The sequence below is a fragment of the Streptomyces sp. NPDC001750 genome (assembly GCF_042892615.1).
Lineage (GTDB): Bacteria > Actinomycetota > Actinomycetes > Streptomycetales > Streptomycetaceae > Streptomyces.
This window is the reverse complement of sequence record NZ_JBIAUE010000002.1, coordinates 306,280-326,001: the sequence shown is the minus strand read 5'-3', so window position 1 is coordinate 326,001 and position 19,722 is coordinate 306,280. Positions and strand designations below refer to the sequence as shown.

General features: G+C 71.6%; 19 protein-coding genes. 7 read left to right on the top strand and 12 right to left on the bottom strand.

All coding sequences use genetic code 11. The annotated features are described in order from the left end of the window. The first annotated feature begins 138 nt into the window (after window positions 1–138). The 4 genes from ACFYY6_RS04795 (at window position 139) to ACFYY6_RS04780 (ending at window position 3,374) form a co-directional block, all read left to right on the top strand. Window positions 139–957: a polysaccharide deacetylase family protein gene (locus ACFYY6_RS04795; RefSeq protein ID WP_351525072.1), complete on the top strand. Its 819-nt coding sequence runs from the start codon at window positions 139–141 to the stop codon at window positions 955–957. After that, complete coding sequence (locus ACFYY6_RS04790) at window positions 957–2,147, top strand: YncE family protein (RefSeq protein WP_351525071.1); 1,191 nt, start codon at window positions 957–959, stop codon at window positions 2,145–2,147. Before ACFYY6_RS04795 ends, ACFYY6_RS04790 begins: the two co-directional genes overlap by 1 nt. 201 nt (window positions 2,148–2,348) lie before the next feature. Continuing rightward, on the top strand, window positions 2,349–2,972 hold the full coding sequence (locus ACFYY6_RS04785) for an ADP-ribosyltransferase (RefSeq protein WP_351525075.1): 624 nt from the start codon (window positions 2,349–2,351) through the stop codon (window positions 2,970–2,972). Between the two features lie 186 nt (window positions 2,973–3,158). Then, the gene (locus tag ACFYY6_RS04780) at window positions 3,159–3,374 is read left to right on the top strand and encodes an EF-hand domain-containing protein (RefSeq protein WP_073784587.1); all 216 of its coding nucleotides are present in this window, start codon (window positions 3,159–3,161) and stop codon (window positions 3,372–3,374) included. Window positions 3,375–3,491: 117 nt separating this feature from the next. On the opposite strand, the gene ACFYY6_RS04775 is transcribed toward ACFYY6_RS04780, so the two are convergent. From ACFYY6_RS04775 to ACFYY6_RS04760, 4 genes are all read right to left on the bottom strand, one after another. Next, window positions 3,492–4,997 carry a carboxylesterase/lipase family protein gene (locus ACFYY6_RS04775; protein ID WP_389191683.1) on the bottom strand — a complete coding sequence of 502 codons (1,506 nt, stop codon included), beginning with the start codon at window positions 4,995–4,997 and terminating at the stop codon, window positions 3,492–3,494. A gap of 4 nt (window positions 4,998–5,001) precedes the next feature. Next, window positions 5,002–7,509, bottom strand: coding sequence for an alpha-L-rhamnosidase C-terminal domain-containing protein (locus ACFYY6_RS04770; protein WP_389191680.1), 2,508 nt, complete (start codon window positions 7,507–7,509; stop codon window positions 5,002–5,004). A gap of 129 nt (window positions 7,510–7,638) precedes the next feature. Further along, window positions 7,639–8,379 (bottom strand): MFS transporter, encoded by a 741-nt coding sequence (locus ACFYY6_RS04765; protein ID WP_351627126.1) that lies wholly within the window; start codon window positions 8,377–8,379, stop codon window positions 7,639–7,641. 240 nt (window positions 8,380–8,619) lie between these two features. Beyond that, complete coding sequence (locus ACFYY6_RS04760; protein WP_389191677.1) at window positions 8,620–10,128, bottom strand: long-chain fatty acid--CoA ligase; 1,509 nt, start codon at window positions 10,126–10,128, stop codon at window positions 8,620–8,622. A 210-nt stretch (window positions 10,129–10,338) separates the two neighbouring features. Between ACFYY6_RS04760 and ACFYY6_RS04755 the strand changes: the two genes are divergently transcribed. Next, on the top strand, window positions 10,339–11,763 hold the full coding sequence (locus ACFYY6_RS04755; protein WP_351627131.1) for a helix-turn-helix domain-containing protein: 1,425 nt from the start codon (window positions 10,339–10,341) through the stop codon (window positions 11,761–11,763). 69 nt (window positions 11,764–11,832) lie between these two features. On the opposite strand, the gene ACFYY6_RS04750 is transcribed toward ACFYY6_RS04755, so the two are convergent. The 3 genes from ACFYY6_RS04750 to ACFYY6_RS04740 form a co-directional block, all read right to left on the bottom strand. After that, window positions 11,833–12,810 (bottom strand): terpene synthase family protein, encoded by a 978-nt coding sequence (locus ACFYY6_RS04750; protein ID WP_351522884.1) that lies wholly within the window; start codon window positions 12,808–12,810, stop codon window positions 11,833–11,835. A gap of 597 nt (window positions 12,811–13,407) precedes the next feature. Next, complete coding sequence (locus ACFYY6_RS04745) at window positions 13,408–13,641, bottom strand: hypothetical protein (protein WP_351522881.1); 234 nt, start codon at window positions 13,639–13,641, stop codon at window positions 13,408–13,410. A gap of 134 nt (window positions 13,642–13,775) precedes the next feature. Next, complete coding sequence (locus ACFYY6_RS04740) at window positions 13,776–14,087, bottom strand: hypothetical protein (protein ID WP_351627133.1); 312 nt, start codon at window positions 14,085–14,087, stop codon at window positions 13,776–13,778. A gap of 265 nt (window positions 14,088–14,352) precedes the next feature. Between ACFYY6_RS04740 and ACFYY6_RS04735 the strand changes: the two genes are divergently transcribed. Together ACFYY6_RS04735 and ACFYY6_RS04730 are read left to right on the top strand one after the other, a co-directional pair. After that, a complete protein-coding gene (locus ACFYY6_RS04735) occupies window positions 14,353–15,156 on the top strand; it encodes an ABC transporter permease (RefSeq protein ID WP_351522878.1) in 804 nt (267 codons plus the stop codon). A 2-nt stretch (window positions 15,157–15,158) separates the two neighbouring features. After that, window positions 15,159–15,905: an ATP-binding cassette domain-containing protein gene (locus tag ACFYY6_RS04730; RefSeq protein WP_351522877.1), complete on the top strand. Its 747-nt coding sequence runs from the start codon at window positions 15,159–15,161 to the stop codon at window positions 15,903–15,905. A gap of 127 nt (window positions 15,906–16,032) precedes the next feature. On the opposite strand, the gene ACFYY6_RS04725 is transcribed toward ACFYY6_RS04730, so the two are convergent. The 5 genes from ACFYY6_RS04725 to ACFYY6_RS04705 form a co-directional block, all read right to left on the bottom strand. After that, window positions 16,033–16,851: a hypothetical protein gene (locus ACFYY6_RS04725; RefSeq protein ID WP_351627137.1), complete on the bottom strand. Its 819-nt coding sequence runs from the start codon at window positions 16,849–16,851 to the stop codon at window positions 16,033–16,035. Window positions 16,852–16,959: 108 nt separating this feature from the next. Next, window positions 16,960–17,352 (bottom strand): DUF2511 domain-containing protein, encoded by a 393-nt coding sequence (locus ACFYY6_RS04720; RefSeq protein WP_351522874.1) that lies wholly within the window; start codon window positions 17,350–17,352, stop codon window positions 16,960–16,962. 7 nt (window positions 17,353–17,359) lie between these two features. Beyond that, on the bottom strand, window positions 17,360–18,265 hold the full coding sequence (locus ACFYY6_RS04715) for an ATP-binding cassette domain-containing protein (protein WP_351627140.1): 906 nt from the start codon (window positions 18,263–18,265) through the stop codon (window positions 17,360–17,362). After that, window positions 18,262–19,056 carry a hypothetical protein gene (locus tag ACFYY6_RS04710; protein ID WP_389191671.1) on the bottom strand — a complete coding sequence of 265 codons (795 nt, stop codon included), beginning with the start codon at window positions 19,054–19,056 and terminating at the stop codon, window positions 18,262–18,264. Before ACFYY6_RS04710 ends, ACFYY6_RS04715 begins: the two co-directional genes overlap by 4 nt. Then, a complete protein-coding gene (locus ACFYY6_RS04705) occupies window positions 19,056–19,694 on the bottom strand; it encodes a hypothetical protein (protein WP_389191668.1) in 639 nt (212 codons plus the stop codon). Before ACFYY6_RS04705 ends, ACFYY6_RS04710 begins: the two co-directional genes overlap by 1 nt. Window positions 19,695–19,722: the final 28 nt, after the last annotated feature.

Here is a 19,722-nt window from a genome sequence, read left to right as displayed (position 1 = left end):
TTCAATAATTCGTAGGTGTGATGGGTCACTTGCCTGGAAAAGCGTGAATATTTATGGGATTCGGTGAATGATTCATTCGCGCCGCCCATATGTCCGCATCGCTATCATCCGCCTCTTCCGCCCCTATCGTGTCTGCGCATGAACGCCTCCGACGGCCCGGTGCACCGCCGCAGTGCCCTGCGCGCGGGAGCGGGGGCCGTACTCGCCGGCCTCGCCGCCGGCTGCGCGGACCGTCGTGACGCCCCCGGTACGCCGACCGGGCCCGCCACCGCCGGGGCGGGCACCGGGAAACCCGCCGCCCCGAGCGGCCGCCCTCCGTCCCCGCGTCCGGCGCCCACTCCGCATCGCTTCCCCGGGCGGCCGGCCCAGATCGACCACGGTCCGCGCGACCGCCCCCGCGTCGCCCTCACCTTCCACGGCCAGGGCGATCCCGCCCTCGCCCGGACCGTCCTCGCCGAGACCGAACGGGCCCGCGCCCGGATCACCGTCCTCGCCGTCGGCAGCTGGCTCGACGAGCATCCCGGCATGGCCCGCCGCATCCTCGACGGCGGCCACGACCTCGGCAATCACACCTGGCACCACGTCGACGTCTGCGCACTCGGCGAGACCGAGGCGTACGCGGAGATCACCGGCTGTGCGGAGCGGCTGCGGCGGCTCACCGGATCCATCGGCTCCTGGTTCCGGCCCTCGCGCGCCCGGTACGCCACCCCGCTCGTCCGGCGGCTCGCCGCCCGGGCGGGCTATCCGCACGTCCTCTCCTACGACGTGGACTCCCTCGACTTCACCTCACCCGGCGCCGCGGCCGTCTCCCGCAAGGTGGCCGGGGAGATCCGCAACGGCTCCGTGGTGAGCCTGCACCTCGGCTACGCGGACACGGTCGCCGCCCTGCCCCTCCTCCTCACCGAAATCGACCGCCGCGGACTGCGTGCGGTGACGACCACGGAGCTGCTGACCTGATGTCTCCCCACACCAAGCACATCGCCGCCCTGCTCGGGGGCGTCCTTCTCGCCGCCCTCGCGGGCTGCGGATCATCCACCGAGAAGGGGAACATCGAAGCCGGCGGCAGCGAGGCCGCCCGGCCCACCGGCACCGGACGCGTCGCACCGCCCGCACCGCCCGGACTGCCCGGCATGCCGCCGGTCCTCGATCCCCAGGACGTCTACGCCGCCGACCGGCCGGGGAAGCTCTCCCCGGTCGTCAGGAACTTCCCCTCCCGGGTGTACGTCCCCAACACCAACTCCGACACGGTGTCCGTGATCGACCCCGCCACGTACAAGGTCATCAGGACCATCAAGGTCGGCCGCCAGCCGCAGCACGTCGTGCCCTCCTGGGACATGAAGACCCTCTGGGTCAACAACGACCTCGGCGACAGCCTGACCGCCATCGACCCCGCCACCGGCAAGGTCGGCCCCACGGTGCCCGTCTCCGACCCGTACAACCTCTACTTCACCCCCGACGGCAAGTACGCCGTGGTCATGGCCTCCATGGACCGCGAACTGGTCTTCCGCGACGCCCACACCATGAAGACCGTCAAGACCGTTCCGGTCAGCTGCGCCGGGGTCAACCACGCCGACTACTCCGCCGACGGGCGGTACTTCATCGTCTCCTGCGAGTTCTCCGGCGAACTCCTCAAGGTCGACACCGCGCGGATGGAGGTCGTCGGACAGCAGAAGCTCCCGCTGCACGGGGCCATGCCGCAGGATGTGAAACTGTCGCCCGACGGCGGCACTTTCTACATCGCGGACATGGTCGCGAACGGAGTGTGGGTCCTGGACGGCGAGAAGTTCACCACCCCGAAGCTGCTGCCCACCGGCGAGGGCGCCCACGGCCTCTACGTCAGCCGCGACTCCAAGGAGATGTACGTCTCCAACCGGGGCGAGGGCACCATCTCCGTCTTCGACTTCGCACAGCGCAAGGTGTCCAAGAAGTGGCGGCTGCCCAACGGCGGCAGCCCGGACATGGGCGGGGTCTCGGCCGACGGCAAGGTCCTCTGGCTGAGCGGCCGTTACCACTCCGAGGTCTATGCCATCGACACCGACAGCGGCAAGCAGCTCGCCCGGATCCCGGTCGGCAGCGGCCCGCACGGCCTCGCCGTCTACCCGCAGCCGGGACGCTACTCGCTCGGCCATACCGGCGTCTTCCGCTGACGGACCGCGAGGCCGCGAGGCGGTGGGGGCTGTGGGGCGGTGAGGTCGTGAGGCGGGGAAGGTTCGGGGGATGAATGCCCCGAATGTGAAAGATATCCAAATTTGCCGGGGTGGTGGGACGTCAACTCCCGGCCGGACCCGCTCACCATCGGGTGATGGTGCGCGGCCGGTATACGCCGTGCCGGGACAGTGATCCGCATGATGATCACTTCTCTTCTGCGGCGCCGGGCCGCCGTTCTCGCCCTCTCCCTCGCCGCCGCGCTCGTCCCGGCCGCTGCCACCGAGGCCGCTCCTGTCGCCGCCTCCGCCTCGGCGGCCCCCGCGGCAGCCGCGTTCAAGCCCGGTGACTGCCCGGTCGTCACCGACCGCCTCTTCGCCGCCGCGGACCCCGTCGACGTCGGCCGGATCACCCCGCGGCCCGCCTGGCGCGGCGACTGCCGCCAGCTCTACCGGGCGGACGGGCGGGGCCCGGAGACGATCTTCGACGAGGGCTTCCACGCCCGGGACATCACGTACGGCCAGTACGACGTGGAGAAGTACGTCCTGGTCAACCAGCCCTCGCCGTACGTCTCCACTTCGTACGACCACGACCTGTACAAGCGGTGGAAGGCCGCGTTCAACTACTACATCGACGCTCCCGGAGGCGTCGACGTGAACAAGACGATCGGCGACACCCACAAGTACGCGGACCAGGTGGAGGTCGCCTTCCCGGGCGGAGTCGACCGGACGTTCATCGTGGGGGCGTGCCCGATCGACCCGACGAACAAGACCGAGATCATGAGCGAGTGCGTGGACAACCCGCACTACCGGCCGTGGCGCAGCTGAGCCGTCGAGGTCGAGTCCGAGCCGTCGAGAACGGTGCGGTGGGGGGACGTCCCGCGGCGGGCGGCCCGCGCGTGGCGACCGGCCGCCGCGAGGGTCCGTCGTGACGCCCGTTAATCTGACCCCCGTCATGAACGCACTGACCAGGCATTGGTCAGGCACTGGTCAGGCATTACGGAGGACGGAACTGTGGCGGACATCGAGTCGGCGCGCAAGGCGTTCGAGCGGTTCGATCTGAACGGCGACGGGCTGATATCGGCCGCCGAGTACAAGAGCGTGATGGCTCAGCTCGGCGACCCCCACGTCACCGAGACGGTGGCCCAGGCCATCATCAACGACCACGACGCCAACGGCGACGGTCTGCTCACCTTCGACGAGTTCTGGGCGTCGCGGAACAAGGGCTGATCCGCCGGGGCCCCGGCCCGTGACGACGCTCACGGGCCGGGGCCTTTCCGCGCGAATGCCCCGGTGAGGGGCCCGGTCCCCGGTGAAGGCACGGCACCGACGCGGGGGCGGCCGCGCTCACCCCTTCCTGCGCCGGTACGGCGCCCAGCCGCGCAGTTCGTCGTCGCGCGGGGCGCGCACCACCGCGGGAGTCCCCTGGCCGAAGCCCATCACCGGTCGGGACTCGTCCCACACCGGCCAGCCCGGATCGCCGGTGGCGGCGAACCGCACCCAGGCCGTATGCATCGCGTCGGCCAGCTCCTGAGGGGCGTCCGGGCCGGTCAGAGCCACCGCGCCCGGCTTGTCCAGGTTGTCGAGGACGAAGCCGATCTCCAGCGCGTGACAGGCGCCGAGCCCCAGCACGGGGGACGGCCACCCGAACTCGTAGAGACGGGTGCTCCCCGGCGCGCCCGCACGGGCGTCCGCCACCCGGTTCAACGGGACGCGCAGCAGCAGGTCCGTGGCGAGCGCCCCGAGCAGTTCCCCCGGAGCGGCGTCCGGGCGGTTGGCGCGGTACGCGCGCTCCGTCTCCCTCGGCACGCGGAACTTCAGCAGGGCCAGCCGGAGCCCGACCCTCGACAGCTTCTCCGTGAGCCCGCTCGGCACGAACCAGAGCCGGTACTCCTCGGTGTTCGCGCCCATCAGCAGATCGACATCGGCCGAGGCGCCGTCCAGCAGTGCCTCCAGCGGGTCGCGCGGCAGCAGATCGCCGTCCACCACGATCTGGAAGGAGTTCCCGCCGGTCAGCGGCGAACCGCCGGAGGTCACCTCGGTCTGCGCGTCCAGCAGCCGTTCCCGGTCCACCTCCGCCAGCGCCCCGGCCGTCGCCGCCACGCCCAGCCGACGGGCGATCAGCTCCGTGGTGCGCCGGGCGGCGTCGTCCAGCGGCAGCGCGTTCGGCGCCCCGCTCTGCAGCACCGCACGCCGGAACAGCCCCTGCGCTCGCGGCGCGGCCAGCAGCGCGGCGATGCCGATGGCCCCCGCGGACTCCCCGCACACCGTGACCAGGTCCGGGTCGCCGCCGAACGCCGCGATGTTGTCCCGCACCCAGGTCAGCGCCGCGATCTGGTCGAGCAGCCCCCGGTTGGCGGGGGCGTCCGGGAACACCCCGAACCCCTCGATGCCGAGCCGGTAGTTGAGGGAGACGAACACGACCCCGTCACGGGCGAACGCCGCCCCGTCGTACAGCGGCACGGTCGAGGAGCCGTGCAGCAGCGAACCGCCGTGGATCCAGACGAGCACGGGAAGGCCGGCCGCGTCCGGCGACGGCGTCCACACATTGAGGTTGAGGCAGTCGTCCCCGGGAACGTCCGGGTCGGGCAGCAGCCGGTCCAGCGGCGGGGCGTACGGCCGCTTGGGCGCGGTCGGCCCGAACGCCACCGCATCGCGCACCCCCTCCCAGGGCTCCGGCGGCTCGGGCGCCGCGAAACGCCGGGCGCCGACCGGCGGCGCCGCGTACGGGATGCCCCGGAAGACGGCGACGCCCCCTTCCCGCGTGCCGCGCACCGTGCCGTGGGCGGTGCCGACCAGCGGGGACGTCTCGGACGGGGACGTCTCGGACACGGACGGGGGCAGGGCAGACATGGCTTCAGTCCTTACGCGGTGCGGGTCCGGCGAGCGCTACGGCCGACGAACCGGACGGGTGATGGGTGAGGGAGCCGTCCGGGTGCAGCACCTCCACCGGGACCGGTGAGGTGACGCGCACCCGGTCCGGGGTCGCGGCGACCCGTACCGGGCCGTGCGGGGTCGGCACCTCGCCCCGCGCGCCGGACAGCGTGCCGAGCCGGGGAGCCACCCGCACGCGGCCGTACCCGGGTTCGGCCGGGGTGACGCCGAGCGTGTACACCAGCAGATCACGGCTCGGAGTGGCCGACCATCCGTGGCAGTACGAACCGCCGTCCCAGCACTCCCGGAACGCGGAGCCGCCGGTGCTCAGCAACGCCGTCCAGTCCCGGCACAGCCGCTCGATCTCGTCGGCCGCGCCCAGCAGCGCCAGCGCGTCGTGCACCACGTAGCGGAAGAACGGCTGCGCCCCCACGACCAGCCGCTCGGTGTCCCAGTCGGGACCGTCCCGGTCCGTCACGGGCGCCGTGGCGGTGGGCCCGCCCGTGTCACTGCCCCGGTACCGCATCGGCGAACGGGTGAACATGGCCTCCCGGTCCAGCAACAAATCCCGTACCAGGGCCTTGCGTTCGGGCGGCACGAGGCCCGCGCACACCGCCGCCGCGTGGGTGTGCTCGCTGACCGACGCGCCGAGGCGCCCGTCGACCAGGTTGTCGCGGTACGCGCCCCGCCGCTCGTCCCAGAACGCCTCGAAACCGTCGCTCACGCCCCGGTGCAGGTCGCGCGCCCAGCCGGCCCGGCCCGCGTCCCCGAGCCAGTCCGCCATCTCCGCGAAATCGGCCAGGGCCCGCGCCCACAGCGCGTTCAGGGCCGCGCTCGCGCCGGCCACCTGTACCGGCGACCAGTCGATCAGCACCCAGCCCGTCACCCCGTGCAGCAGCCCGTCCGGGCGCCGGAACGGCACGAACCAGCGCAGCACCGGCTCCGCCGTCGACAGCAGCCCGGCCACCAGCTCCCGGTCGCCCGTGTAGCGGTACAGCTGGTGCACCGAGCGGACCCAGTGCAGCGCCCAGTCCGGAATGGTGGGGACCGGATCCCGGGCCAGGTCACCGGCGGCCACCATCCGCAGCATGCCGTCCGGGCGGGGCTGCGCGGCCAGCCCCGGGTTCCAGCGGGCCAGGCTCCAGTCCGGATTGGCCACCAGGTCGACCGACTGGTGCACCACCGAGTCGCCGGTCCAGGCCCGCTGCTCCCGGGTGGGGCAGTCCAGATAGGCGTCCTGCGCGGTGAGGTCGACCGTGCGCAGCCCCACCCGGTGGATCTCGTTCAGCTCCGGGTCGTCGCAGTCGAAGTACGGACCCTCGGGACGCGGGCGCAGCCGCTCGCGCACCCGGGCCGGCCCGAACCGCACCCTTCCGATGCCCCGCACGACGAACAGCGCGTACCGGCCGCCGACCGTGTCACCGGTCTCGAAGACGTCGTCGCGCCCGCGCGTCGTGTAGCCGAAGGTGTTGGCGGCGTCGAGGGCGGCGACCGTGGGCAGCTCGACGAGCGAACCGTGGATCTCGGTGCCGGGCGCGGCCTCCACCTCGATGCGCAGATGGCCGGTGACGATCCCGCCGAAGTCGGCCATGAGGAACACCGGCCCCGCGTCGAGGCCGTGGCGGGCGTCCGCCGGGACCGGGACGGCGGTGTCAGGGGTGGCGTCGGAGACGGCCCCGGCGAGAGCCTGTCGCGGATCGTCCGGCACCGTCCCGAACAGCGGCGCGGCCCGTACGGACACGGCCTCCCGCACCGTCTCGGAGAGCGGCGGGATCGGACGGGGGAGCAGCGCCCCGAAGGGCTCCGAGTCCGGGCGGGTGCCGTCCTTCGGGCCGACCACGGCACGCGTGGACAGCACTCGTACCGGCCGCCAGCCGCCGTCCCCGTTCCCGGTTCCTTCGCCGTTGGCCTCGCCTGCGACGGTCCAGTGCGGGTCGAGCAGCCGGCCGTCCAGCAGCTCCGGGGTCTGGGTGACCAGTTGGGAATGCGGCCGGCACGGGGTCCAGGCGTCGCCCGCGTGGTACGTCCAGGAGGAGTCCGTGACGATCCGGCGGTCCGGGCCGAGCATCAGCTCGGCCACCACCGAACCCCCACCGAGCTGGTGCGTCCACGGCGACGGCTCCCACCACGGCACCGCGTGCCCGTAGTGGCGGGCCAGCACGGCGACGGTGTTGCGCCCTGGACGCAGCAGGGGAGCGGCGTCCCCGGTGTCGTAGTGCAGCATCCGGGGGCCGTGCCGGACCGGGCCGCGCGCCACCTCCGTACCGTTGACGTACAGCACGTGCCGGGAGTCCGACGTGATGCGGAACGGAGCCCGGTCGGGCACGTCCGTCAGCTCGAAGGCGCGCCGCAGCAGCACCCGCCGGTCGTACACGTCCGGATCGGGCGCCCCGAGCATCGACTCCGGTCCCGGCGGGACCACACCGGACTCCTCGCCCCAGATCCACTGTCCGCGCCACGGCCCCCAGTCGTACGCGTGCGGCTCACTCATCTCTGCTCACTTCCTCCGGAGCCCGTGCTCCTTGGAGCCTGCTCTCCTCGGGGTCGGTTTCCCACGAGCTCGTTTCCTTCCGATGGTCCGACCGGTTCGGCCGTCCTCCGGGATCCTCCGCCCCGGAGCTCACTTTCCTCCGGATCCGCGTGCGTCGTTTCCTCCGTATCCGCTCGTGCTCCCGGATCCGCCCGCGCCCCGGGACCCGTCCGCGTCCTCGGTTCCGCTCGCGCCGCCCGCCGGGACGGCCGCCCGGCGCTCGGCCAGTTCGTTCGCGATCCGCGCCGAGACGTGGCGGTTGATCGGATACGCCAGGAAGACCAGTCCGCCGAGCAATATGAGCGTCATCGGAATCCCGCCCTGCGCGTAGCGGATGCCGTCCAGCGCCCGTTCCGACTGGTCGGCGTGTGCCACGTAGCCGAACAGGCCCAGGCAGTACGCGGTGGCCGCGCCGCCCAGCCCGCCGCCCGCCTTGGCCGCGAACGAGGCCAGGGACGCCAGGGCCCCCTCGGCGCGATGGCCGTGGTGCCACTCGACGTAGTCGGTCAGCTCGGCCAGCAGCGTGTAGTTGAGGGTGGTCGCCGTTCCCATGCCGAGGCCCGCGACGGCCAGACAGACCAGGATCGCCGGGACCGTGTCGTACGGGACGAACAGCAGCGCGCCGTTGCCGAGCACGGCGACCACGACGGCGGCCGCCGCGAGCCCCAGCACGTCGGTGAGGTAGAGCAGCAGGAACGAACTGATGGTGGTGGACAGCAGGATGTTCCCGAAGTTGCCCGCGAAGTAGCCCAGCCTCTCCTTGAGGGCGGGGCATTGCCCGGCGCGCCCGCTGCCGACGGCGGACGCGAGGGGCTGGGCGGTGGCGGTCATGGCGGGTGGCTCCGGTCTTCGTGTGCCGTCTTCCCGTCGGCGGGGGCGTGTCCGTGAGCGGGGCGAGGGAGTGTTTCCCCGCCCCGAGGCCGGCTGGTCCTCGGGGCGGGGGCAGGGGCCGGCCGGCCCGGGGGCGGTATCCGGCCGGCCCGGTCGAGGGGAGGGCGGGGAGGTCGGGAAGCGGGCCCGGTGAGGGGGCGCGGAGGTCAGGGAGTGGGCGAGGTCAGGGAGTGGGCGCGCTCAGGGAGTGGGCGAGGTCAGGGCTCGCTTCAGGATCTTGCCGGTCGGGCCCAGGGGCAGGGCGTCGGTGAACCGCACGATCCGGGGGTACTTGTGCCGACCGAGCCGCTCCCGGGCCCAGGCGATCAGCTCCTCCTCCGTCACCGCCCCGGCCTCCGCGCGCGTCACCACGACTGCGCAGATCTCCTCGCCGCGCTCCTCGTCCGGCACACCGATCACGGCCACCTCGCCGACCGCCGGGTGACGCACGAGCACCTCCTCGACCTCACGCGGGTAGATGTTGAAGCCACCCCGGATGACCAGGTCCTTCTTCCGGTCGACGATGCGCAGGAAGCCGTCCTCGTCCCGCGCTCCGAGATCACCGGTGCGGAACCAGCCGTCGACCACGGCGGCGGCCGTCGCCTCCGGATCGTCGAGATACCCCGCGAAGACGTTGTGCCCGCGCACCACCACCTCGCCGACCTCGCCGTCCGGCAGCAGCACCACGGACTCCTCCACCGCCGCGTCCGCGACACCCGTCTCCACGCCCCACACCGGGTGACCGACCGTGCCGGGGCGGCGGCCGGTCCGGGGCTGGTTGAACGTGGCGACGGGGGAGGTCTCGGTCAGCCCGTACCCCTCCAGGACCTGCGTCGCGAAGGTCGCCTCGAAGCGTTCGAGCACGGCGACGGGGAGCGCGGCACCGCCGGAGACGGCCGCGCGCAGGGTGAGCCCCCGCGTCGCGCCGACCAGCGCCGCCGAGTCCTGCGCCGCCGCCTCGACGAGCGCGTGATACATCGTCGGCACGCCCATGAACACGCTCACGTTCTCGGCGGCCAGCAGCTCCAGGGCGCCCGGCCCGTTGAACCGGGGCATCAGGACGAGCGTCGCCCCCGCCCTCAGCGTCGCGTTCATGGCACAGGTCTGCCCATAGCTGTGGAACAGCGGCAGACAGCCCAGCACGACGTCGTCGAAGCCCAGCTCCAGCAGGTCGTGGGCGACCACGGACGCGTTCATCACGATGTTGAGATGGGTGAGCAGGGCTCCCTTCGGCCGCCCGGTGGTCCCGCTGGTGTAGAGGATCACCGCGGTGCCGTCCGGAGCCGCGGGCTCCGCAGCGGGCAGCGGCTCGCCGTCCTCCGGTACGCCGCACACCGCCCGCACTCCCGCGACAACCGCCGCCTCCTCGGCGACCGGCCACAGCGGACCACCGCTGACCAGCACCGACGAACCGCTGTGCCGCAGCACGTACGCCACCTCGTCGGCCACCAGCAGCCCGTGCACCGGAACGACCGTCGCCCCGGCGGCCAGCGCCCCGTAGTACGCGTACAGGAAGTCCGCCGTGTTCGGCAGCAGCACCGCCACCCGGTCGCCCGGCCGCACCCCGGACGCCCGCAGCGCGCCCGCGCAGCGCAGCGCCCGCGTCCACAGTTCCCGGTAGGTGAGTCGCGTGTCCGCGTCGACGACGGCGACACGGTCGGGGTGGCTGCGAGCCGACTCACCGAGGACAGAGGCGACGCTCAGAAACATGACACGCTCCGGGAAACATGGTGTTTACAGGGCTGGTGCTGCTCAGAATCGGCCGTCGACCCACCCCGGCACAATGTGCAGGTGCCCATCATGCGCACCGATCACCTGGGCATTGGCCCCTCGGATGTGTACGCGGCAAGGCATCCGCCTAAAGTCCTGTCCCAAACCCCGCCCAAAGCGCTGTCCAAAGAGAGCGCCTAACCTGCTGGCATGGCGGAGAACCAGCGGAACCGGAACGCGCCCCTCGGCGAGCGCGGCGACCGGAGGAGCGGCGGAGAGCACGGCGGGGAGGACGGCGGGCTGCGGCACGCGCTGGCGGTCGCCATGGTCCCGGAGATCGACGAGCTGACCCGGCGGGTCGTCGCGGACATCCACGCGCACAGCGACGCCTATGCCTCCGGTACCCCCGTGAGCCGCGACGACCTGTGGGAGATCTGCCGCGACAACCTGCTGCGGGCACTGGAGGACTTCGGCGGACTGCCGCCCAGCGCGGGCGACTTCGAGCACGCGGCCCGGGAGACGGGGCGGCGACGGGCGGAACAGAACGTGCCGCTGGACACCGTGCTCCAGGCATACCGGCGCGGCGGCCGGGTGATGTGGCAGGTGATGGCGGAGCATCTGCGGGCGTCCAGGACCGGCCGGGGCGACACGCAGGACCGGGCCGACGGGACGTACGGGGCGGGCCGGACCGGTGGCGGCGGCCGGGGGGACGGGGCGGGCCGGATCGGTGATCGCGGCCGGGCATACGGGGCGGACCCGGACACCGAGCTCGACATCGCGGGTGCCGTGTGGGAGACCATCGACCGCTACTCGCTCGTGATGGCGGAGTCGTACCGGCTGACCCAGCTGGAGATGCAGGGCCGCCAGGACACCCGCCGCGTCGCCCTCTTCGAGGCCCTGCTCGACGGGCGCGGGGACGACCCGGCCGTCGCCTCGGCCGCGGCCGCCGCGCTCGGCGTACCCGTCCACGACCGGTACGTCATCGTGGTCGCCACCCAGGACCCGGCAGCGCCGCCCAACCCGGCGCCCGTCCTCGACGACCACGGCATCTGGTCCTTCTGGCGGCCGAGGTCCGGCCGGTACGCGGGAATCGTGCGGCTCGCCGCCGGGGAGTCCGGCGTACTGCTCGACCTGCTGCGCCACCGCACCACGGCGACCGCAGGGGTGTCACCGGAGTTCGACCGGCTCTCCCAGTCGGGCCGGGCCCTGCGACTGGCCGAGCAGGCCCTGCGCACCCTGCCGGCCGGGAGCGGAGAGGTGGCGGCGTTCGACGACCGGCTGCCGGAGGTCCTGCTCGTCGGGCGGCCCGAGATCGCCGAGCGCATCGTCACCGCCTACCTGGGCTCCGTGCTGGACAGCGCGGCCGAACGGGACACGTTGCTCGACACGCTCCGGGTCTGGCTCGACAACGGCTGTTCGGCGGCGCGCGCCGCCGAACAGCTCTACTGCCACCGCAACACGGTCCTCAACCGGATCGGCCGGATCGCCGAACTCACCGGCCGTTCCGCGGAGTCCGGCGAGGCCCGGCTCGGCTGGGCGCTGGCCCTGAGAGCGCTGCCGCTGAGCGGCACGGAGGACGGACCGGGCTCGGCGGAGACCGCCCCGGGAGGACCACACGGCCCCGTTCCGGCCTGACCGCCCGGCCCGCCCCCACCCGCCTCGACTCGCCCTGCTCGACCCTCCTGGCCTGCCCCGCCCGGCCGGTCAGGCGGCGAAGAACCGGGACAGCGTCTCCCGGTCGTCGATCTCCACCAGATCCGGACGGGTGTAGCGCTCCGCGCGGGCGTGGTAGTCGAAGTCGCCCCGGACCAGCCCGCGGTAGTCCCGTACGCACCGCTCCAACGCCACCCGGGCGGAACCCTCGATCCCGGCCGCCGCGATCTGCTCGACCAGCTCCCGCTCGGCACACCGGACGCGCTCCGCCACACCCCCGAGCCGCGCCCCGGCCTCGTCGACGGCCTCCTGGAGGGTGCATCCGCGCTCGCGCTGGATGAGCCGCACGGCATTGTGCTCGTAGCCGAGCCGCGCCTCCTTCTCGAAGGAACAGATGTCGTTGCAGAGCCCGGAATGATCGGTCACGGCGTTGCGCAGGGCGATGTACGCGGGAAGCGCACGCGCCGACTCCGGAAGGTCGATCCCGGCGGTGATCTCATGCAGGTCCAGGAACGGCTGCATGGCCACGGAGTCCCGGCGGTGCCTCACGAAATCCTCCCTGGCAGGCACCTGTCCCGCGGCCCGCTCCACGGCCTCGGCGTAGTAGGTCCACAACCAGGCGACCGTGTCCCGGCGGAACTGCCGGAGCCAGTGCGCCGGGCGGCCCCGGTACGTCCGCTCCCGCAGGTCTACGAGCGCGTGCTCCATGGCACCGCGCGGCGGCCCGCCGTCGAGCACCGTCACCAGCCGGTCGATCGCCGCCTCGCACATCCGGGGATCACGACCGGCGGGACCGTCGTCGAACTCGTCGTCGACGAGGAAGGCCCAGAACAGCCATTGGCAGAAGAGATCGAGATGCGGTTGCGAAGCAGTGGGGAATATGAGAGAGATCCAGAGCTCCGGCCTGGTCCGGATCATCTTCTTCCGGGCCGTGGGGGAAAGCGCGAGCCCCTGGGACTCGGCCCACTCCCAGGCGACTTTCCTGGTCTCCTCGATGCCGGGATTGCATCCGGTGCTCTCGAACGGCATGTGAAACGCTGGCAGCGCGATCTGGCTCATTGGTGCCCCTCGTCGAGACGATGCGGATGAACGATACGAATGGGGAGCTGATCGAATTCGTGCGTCGGCGCGGGTACGCGGGGAGAAGCGGGCAGCCCTTCGGCAGCTGGTTTCGGCCAGAGGGTCACCGTGCGCGACAAGGCGGTCATCCCTGCTCACTCTCTTCCGCCGGTTTCGAGGCATCGGGACCGGGCCCGCAGGCCCACGATGGCAAACACCCCCGGAACAGGGCGGCGGCATCACCACGCGTGATCCCCCAGTCAACCTCGTACGGGAGGGAGAGGGAAGTCATGTGTGACCGAAAATGCTTGATGGTTGGGGACGCCTGAACGTCTGTGAGTGGTTCGTGATCCCCTGCGACACAGGCGCGCCGCGGTTCCATCGACCGCGCAGGCCCGTGCGACATTCGACGAATTCGCGCCGTTGTGAACCGCGCTCTGACGGGGCGCCCGGCCCCTCGGCGAGGCGCGGCTCCGGCCAAGTCGCGTCGGCACGCGTCCGGCTGAGACCGCGTCGCATGCGGGTGGTGCGGCGGGACCGCGCCCGGTCCGGGGCGGCGCGCTCGGGCTACGGTCGGAGGTGCTTCTCCGCCTCGGCCTGCTCGATCAGTTCCGCGTACGAGCCGTCCTCCTCCAGCCCCTCCTCGTGGCGAAGGGAGACCGACCACGGAATCGGGCACGGCGGGGCGTGGTCGGGATCGGGACAGAGCAGTCTGGCGATGCGCTCTTTGATCTCTTCGGCTTGCTGCGGAGTGGCGTAGATACCCAGCCGCACTTCCCAGACACTCGGGTTCTCAGGCATCGCTCACGTCCCGGATCAACAGAGAGAAAGGGGCAGAAGAAATTAGAAAAGGGAAAAGGGAGGATAAAAGGAGAGGAGAGAGGGGGTGGAAGAATGGCAAAAGGGGGCGAAGTTCTCCGCCCCCTTGCCCGAGGCTACCAGGTGCGCTTGGCGTCGCAGTGGCGCTTGTAGTGACCCGCCGGGACGGGGATGTTGCGCGCCGCGTCGTTGATGGCCGCCTGCTCGGTGTTGCCGGTGCCGTCGGCCCTGTCGTACCCGACGACGTGGTTGTCACTGATACGGACGATCTGGCACTGCACCGTGGCGTGCCAGGTCTTCATGACGGAGATCTCGCGCGTCACGGCCGGCCGGGCGGTGCCCGGGACGGCGGAGACGGCGGGGATCGCGAACCCCGCGAGCGTGAGGGCCATGGCCCCGACGGCGAGCGTGCGGCGGAGTGACTTCATCGGTGTTCCTCCCTGACGGCGATGTGACCGTGCCGGGCGGACGGGCCCTTCTTCCGGTGCGCGCACAGCCCGGCGGCGCTCACGACACTCCCACTCGGGCGCGGCGGGACACCCCCGCCGGCCACGCGATTGGCAGGCGTTCGGCAGTCGTCCGCCACCTGTCCGGCAGCTGCCGAACGGGTCAACGCCGCCCCCGGCCGTGAACCTCGACGCGGGCCGCGGCTACGTACCTGATGCAACCGACAGTGGCCAGGTAGGAGTGCACATGGCGTACGACAGGGCGGCCCCACCCCTCGCGGGGCGCCGCGACAACCCCTCACTGGCGACGGTGGTGAGTACGGAACTCGCCCGCAACAAAAGAGGGTTCGTTCCCTGGTACCACCTCCTCGCCCCCGTCGTCATCACGATCCCGCTCTTTCTCGGTGCCCTCGGCTCCTCCGAGGCGAAGGCGGGCCAGACCTTCGAGGTGTTCCGGAACGTGACCCTGGAGTTCTGGGGCGTGCTGGTACCCATGACCGCCGGGCTGGCCGCGGCGCTCACGGTCCGTGCCGACCAGGACGCCTGGCGGCTGCTGCTCTCCTACGGCGTGCCGCGCAGGCGCTACTTCATCGGCAAGGTCGCCGCCCTCGGCGTTCTGGGGTTCCTCTCCTCCACCGTGCTGCTCGTGATGCTCTCCCTCGGTGCCTTGGCCAGCGGCCGCTTTCCCGGAGCGATGGGGATGGTGGCCGCTGCGGTGTACCTGCCCTGGCTGGTGGGGCTGTCGATGACAGCGCTTGCGGTGCTGGTCGCGGTGGTGTGGGGCATGGGTCCCAGCATCGGAGTGGGCGTCGCGGGCCTGCTGTGCGGGGCCCTGGTCTCGGACAAGGTCTTCTGGTACGCCGTCCCCTTCGCCTGGCCGATGAGAGTGGTCCTTCCGCTCGCCGGAATCGGGCCCAACGGGGTGCCGCTGCCCAAGGACAGTCCGGTGACCCAGATGTCGGCCATCCCGCTCGCCGTGGGCCTGGCCGCCGCGCTGACCGCGGTCCTGCTGGTCGTCGGCAGCATGCACATGCGCCGTAAGGAGATCTGACCATGACCGCGACACCGGCCCGGCCGGAAACACAGACGGCACCGGCACTCACCATCCGAGGCCTGCACAAGCACTACGGCCCCCACCGCGCACTGGACGGCGTGGACCTCACGGTCGAGACCGGAGAGGTCTACGGCCTCCTGGGGCCGAACGGCGCCGGCAAGACCACGCTGATGAAAGCCCTGCTCGGCCTGCAACGCCCCACATCGGGCACCATCGAGATCTTCGGCAGGCCGGTCGGACGCGAGACATTGGCCGAGGTCGGCGCCCTGATCGAGGTCCCCGGCCTGTGGCCAAACCTCACGGCCGACGAAACGCTGAAACTGCATGCCAAACTGCGCGGTGTACCGACCGAATGGATCGACCCGGCGCTGCACCTCGTCAAGATGACCGACGCACGCCGCCGCAAAGTCGGGGCGTACTCCCTCGGCATGCGCTGGCGGCTGGGGATCGCCGTTGCGCTGCTCGCCAGGCCGAGGCTGATCGTTCTCGACGAACCCACCAACGGCCTCGACCCCGTCGGCATCCGCGAGATGCGCGGAATCATCCGCTCACTGGCCGACGAGGGAGTGGCGGTCCTCATCGCCAGCCATCAACTGGCGGAAGTCGCGCAGGTCTGCGACAGAGTGCAGGTACTGGCTTCCGGCCGCACCCAGTACGAAGGCTCCCTGGCAGGGCTTGCCGTCGACGGGGACGTGGAGGCCGGATTCTTCCAGCTCCTGGAGTCGGCCGACGCAGCCATCCGCTGACCCGGAAGCGGCCTCCGTCCTCCCCGGGGGCCGCCCCCGCCCGCGTACACGGCAACTGCGCGCATACGAAGCCGTCCACATGAAGCCGGCCCATGCCCTCAACAGGCTCACGCCGTCGTGCAGACCCTCAGCAGGCCCGCGCCGTCACCGGGAGCCGAGGGCCGAGCACAGTGGCCAACGACATCAGTTCGGCACGGCCTCCGACCCCCAGATCGTCGTAGAGCCTGCGGATACGGCGATACATGGACCGCTCGGAGCAGTAGTAATGACGGCGCGCGATCTCGGCCACCGTGATGGGCGTACAGAGCAGCCGCAAAAGCTCCGCATCGTACGAGGGCGCGTCAGGACGCCGACGCTGCTCGGGTATGTCCCCCTCGCGATTGGCCTCCGCCCTTGACGACTCTCCGTCATGGAACTGGCAACGGTGAGGGCCCTCCCGGTCCGCCAGGCTCCCCTGCGCATCGGCGGCCGCGGCGTCCGTGGTGTCGATCGCCCCGGCCGGGGCGGAAGGACCGCCAGGGGCGAAGGGGCCGCCAGGACCGGCCAGGAGATGCGCTCTGAGCTGTGCGTACAGCAGATCGCGCTGACTCTCGCCGGGTATGGCGAGGTTGAGCACGAAGTTCGCGCCGGAACGGATCGCGTAGTACGTCCGATACCCCGAGATGTCGTTGGTGACGGCGACGAGCAGGGACAACGGATGCCGCACTCTCACCGCACGCAGTTCCTCGGCCTGGAACTCGCTGGTGACCGGCATCAGCACCGGCAGATCAAGCGCACCACAGGGTGCGTTCAGCTGGGCGGCGCTGATGAATTCGACCCGGCCCAGACCGGAACGAAGTATGCCCAGCAGCGCGTTCGGCGGGTTGAAGTATGGCTTGAGTCCCGAATGGGCCAGGACATGGAGATCGGTGGCGGTCGATGCGTGCTGCTGCTCGCTGTGGTGCAAGGCGCTGTTCCCCGTAGCGTCGATCCCGGTGATGGTCGTCCCGCGGTCACTGGGCGGCACACAGTGTCGGATCACGCTCGTGACTCGCCTGCGAACACCTGTCTCCGGTCATCGGCCGACCTTGCAGAGTTTCAGTGTCCTGCTGATCAAAGTGCCGAGGCTCACCTTGTCGCCGTCATCCCCGGACCGTCGCACTGGTGCGATGTCGGCGTAACCAGCGTCTCGGGCCCGGTCGTTGAGCGCGTACGTCGTGCCGTCGGGGACGGTGATCACGGCCTGATCGCCCTGGCGGCATTCGGCGGTTCCGCGATCGGCGGTCAGCGGCCAGGTGTAGCCGAGGTTCTTCTCCGTGACCTCCTGCTTGGTGGCGGTCGGGCTGGGCAGCGGTACGGGGTCCGTGGTGGCCGGTTCGCTGAGGCCGCCGCCCCCGCAGGCGGTGAGCGCCAGGAGTGCCGCACCGGTCAGGGCCGAGACGGCGATGCAACGGCGATGCGTGGTCATGTGTCTGCTACCTCACTGTCGGAAAGCTGGTGGGGTGGGTCCGGACGTCGGCGCCGAGAAGAGCGGCGTATCCGTCCTCGAGCGATGGTTCGACGGGGCGGGCCCCGGCGGGCGGAGAGGTCGTGACGATGCGGTACTCGGTACCTGCCGAGGTGGTCACCGCGCTGACCACTTCGGCGCCGGGCGGTGGTCCTTCTGCGTGTCCGGCGAGTCGGTGGACATAGGTGCAGCCCGCCGCCCGACTGACCAGGGCGGTGGTGGAGTCGTGGAAGACCAGACGGCCGGAGGCGAGCACGGCCACATCGGGGCAGGTCTGGGCGACGTCGTCGAGGATGTGGGTGGACAGCAGCACCGTGCGGCCGCGGCCGAGGCCGGCGAGCAGCGTGCGGAAGCGCATCCGTTCATGCGGGTCCAGTCCGGTGGTGGGCTCGTCGACGATCAGTACCGTCGGGGCGCCCATGAGTGCCTGTGCGATACCGACCCGTCGCTTCATCCCTCCGGAGAAGCCGGCCAGTCGCTCTCCGGCCCGGTCGGCCAGACCCACCTCGGTAATCCGCTCGTCGACCTGACGGCGCCGCTCACGTCTGTCGTGGATGCCCTTGAGCACGCCGATGTAGTCGAGGAACTCGCGTGCCGTCAGGTCCGGGTACAAGGACAGTTCCTGCGGCAGATAGCCGAGGGTGCGCTTCACGGCGGCGAGCCCGGAGCTCGTCGACAGATCGTGTCCGGCGACGTGGACGCGCCCGGAGGTGGGGCGCAGCACACCGGTCAGGATGCGCAACAGAGTGGTCTTCCCCGCCCCGTTGGCGCCCAGCAGCCCGACGGTGCCGCTCTCGATGTGGAGGTCGACCGCGTCCAAGGCACGCATGCCGCCGGGATGGACTTTTGTCAGTTGTTCCGTGGTGATGTTCATGATGCTCCGTGTCGTCCGGTGCGGGCGGCGAGATGCCCCAGCACATAGCAGGCCGCGGCCATCGCGAGGACGAGCGCGACGTTCAGCAGCGCAGCCGCGTCGTCGGCCGCCGGGCGCAGGGCCCCGGTGCCCTGCCGGGTGGCCCATACCTCGGGGGCGTGCGCCCAGACGGCCAGTGGATAACCGCCGAGCGGGGACAGGACCGTGCCGGTGGGCGTGGGCAGTGGCGAGAAGGCCGGTGGGAAGTGACAGGCCCACAGCCACACCACGACCGTGGCGGCGCGTGCCGCCGCCACCGGCAGCAGCACGCCCAGGAGACCGGCGAAGGCGGTGACCAGCAGCGCCGCCGGTACCACCGCCGTGACCAGCGCGATCACCGCGGACACGACCGGGCCAGGGGAACCGCCGGCCACCGAGAACACCGTGGCGTACAGCAGATAGAGACCGGCGACCGGCGCCAGGGCGGCCAGCAGCGGTCCCCCCAGCACACCGGCGGTGCGGGGCAGCGGCCCCGCGGGAGTGGCGGTCAGCAGCTCGGCCATGCCGCGGGCTTCGACACCGCGCCGCAACCGGTCCGCGAGCGCGATGCCCACGCCGAGGGTGCAGAAGGTGTTGACGACCACCGCCGCCGCCCCGGTCCTGGCGGCGGGATCGCCCTGCCCACCGACGACGGGCGAGGTGATCACCAGCAGCAGGCTCAGCAGGGCCAGGGGCAGCACGGCGCCCCAGACCACCTTTCGACGGGCCGTCATCAGGGCCTCGTAGCGAAGGGTCCACAGCAGAGCGGTCATCATGCCTCCCGGGGGCCGAGGTGGGCGGCGCCATGACCGAGCCGGGCCCCGGAACGGGCACCCGGGCGCAGCGCGCGCAGCGCGAGTGAGAACAGATGGCCCCCGATCAGCAGGGCGGGCACGGCCTGCGCCGCCCCTTCGGGCACTACACGGTCGACCAGCAGCAGCTTGGCCAGGACCACGGCGACGACCAGCCCGGTCGCGGGTGTCGCCGACCCCGTCCGTACCGTCGCCCAGACGGCGGCACCGCTCAGAAGCACGGACAGACCGGACAACTCCAGCAGGGCGGTGAGGGGACCGGGTTGGTGGCCGGTGGCCGCCACCAGTCCCACCAGGACGAGGGCGGTGGCAGCCGTGACGGACGCGGGCCAGGCCAGCCGACGGGCGACGGTGCGCGGATAGGCGGTGGGCAGGGAGAGATGGAGTTCCAGCATCGGCTCCCGCGCCACGACGGCCGCACACGCCAGCGCGGTGGCGGTGGGGAGCGCGCAACTGAGCAGCGCCCGGTCGAGAACGACTCCGGTGCCGGACCCCGTGGCCACGGCCGCGGATGCGGTTATCGCCGCGAGAACCGGCAGCACGAACGCCTGCCGTCCGCAGCGACGTGCTTCGTGGGCCCACCACGGTACAGCGGTCATGGTCCCGTTCCTCCCGTTGTTCCCCGGC

Coding starts and splice junctions, on each gene's coding strand:
- ACFYY6_RS04775 (WP_389191683.1), bottom strand. CDS start 4,997: ATGTCTGCCCTGCCCCCGTCCGTGTCCGAGACGTCCCCGTCCGAGACG.
- ACFYY6_RS04710 (WP_389191671.1), bottom strand. CDS start 19,056: ATGACCGCTCTGCTGTGGACCCTTCGCTACGAGGCCCTGATGACGGCC.
- ACFYY6_RS04735 (WP_351522878.1), top strand. CDS start 14,353: ATGGCGTACGACAGGGCGGCCCCACCCCTCGCGGGGCGCCGCGACAAC.
- ACFYY6_RS04790 (WP_351525071.1), top strand. CDS start 957: ATGTCTCCCCACACCAAGCACATCGCCGCCCTGCTCGGGGGCGTCCTT.
- ACFYY6_RS04770 (WP_389191680.1), bottom strand. CDS start 7,509: ATGAGTGAGCCGCACGCGTACGACTGGGGGCCGTGGCGCGGACAGTGG.
- ACFYY6_RS04795 (WP_351525072.1), top strand. CDS start 139: ATGAACGCCTCCGACGGCCCGGTGCACCGCCGCAGTGCCCTGCGCGCG.
- ACFYY6_RS04750 (WP_351522884.1), bottom strand. CDS start 12,810: ATGCCGTTCGAGAGCACCGGATGCAATCCCGGCATCGAGGAGACCAGG.
- ACFYY6_RS04720 (WP_351522874.1), bottom strand. CDS start 17,352: ATGACCACGCATCGCCGTTGCATCGCCGTCTCGGCCCTGACCGGTGCG.
- ACFYY6_RS04715 (WP_351627140.1), bottom strand. CDS start 18,265: ATGAACATCACCACGGAACAACTGACAAAAGTCCATCCCGGCGGCATG.
- ACFYY6_RS04785 (WP_351525075.1), top strand. CDS start 2,349: ATGATCACTTCTCTTCTGCGGCGCCGGGCCGCCGTTCTCGCCCTCTCC.
- ACFYY6_RS04765 (WP_351627126.1), bottom strand. CDS start 8,379: ATGACCGCCACCGCCCAGCCCCTCGCGTCCGCCGTCGGCAGCGGGCGC.
- ACFYY6_RS04745 (WP_351522881.1), bottom strand. CDS start 13,641: ATGCCTGAGAACCCGAGTGTCTGGGAAGTGCGGCTGGGTATCTACGCC.
- ACFYY6_RS04760 (WP_389191677.1), bottom strand. CDS start 10,128: ATGTTTCTGAGCGTCGCCTCTGTCCTCGGTGAGTCGGCTCGCAGCCAC.
- ACFYY6_RS04705 (WP_389191668.1), bottom strand. CDS start 19,694: ATGACCGCTGTACCGTGGTGGGCCCACGAAGCACGTCGCTGCGGACGG.
- ACFYY6_RS04740 (WP_351627133.1), bottom strand. CDS start 14,087: ATGAAGTCACTCCGCCGCACGCTCGCCGTCGGGGCCATGGCCCTCACG.
- ACFYY6_RS04730 (WP_351522877.1), top strand. CDS start 15,159: ATGACCGCGACACCGGCCCGGCCGGAAACACAGACGGCACCGGCACTC.
- ACFYY6_RS04755 (WP_351627131.1), top strand. CDS start 10,339: ATGGCGGAGAACCAGCGGAACCGGAACGCGCCCCTCGGCGAGCGCGGC.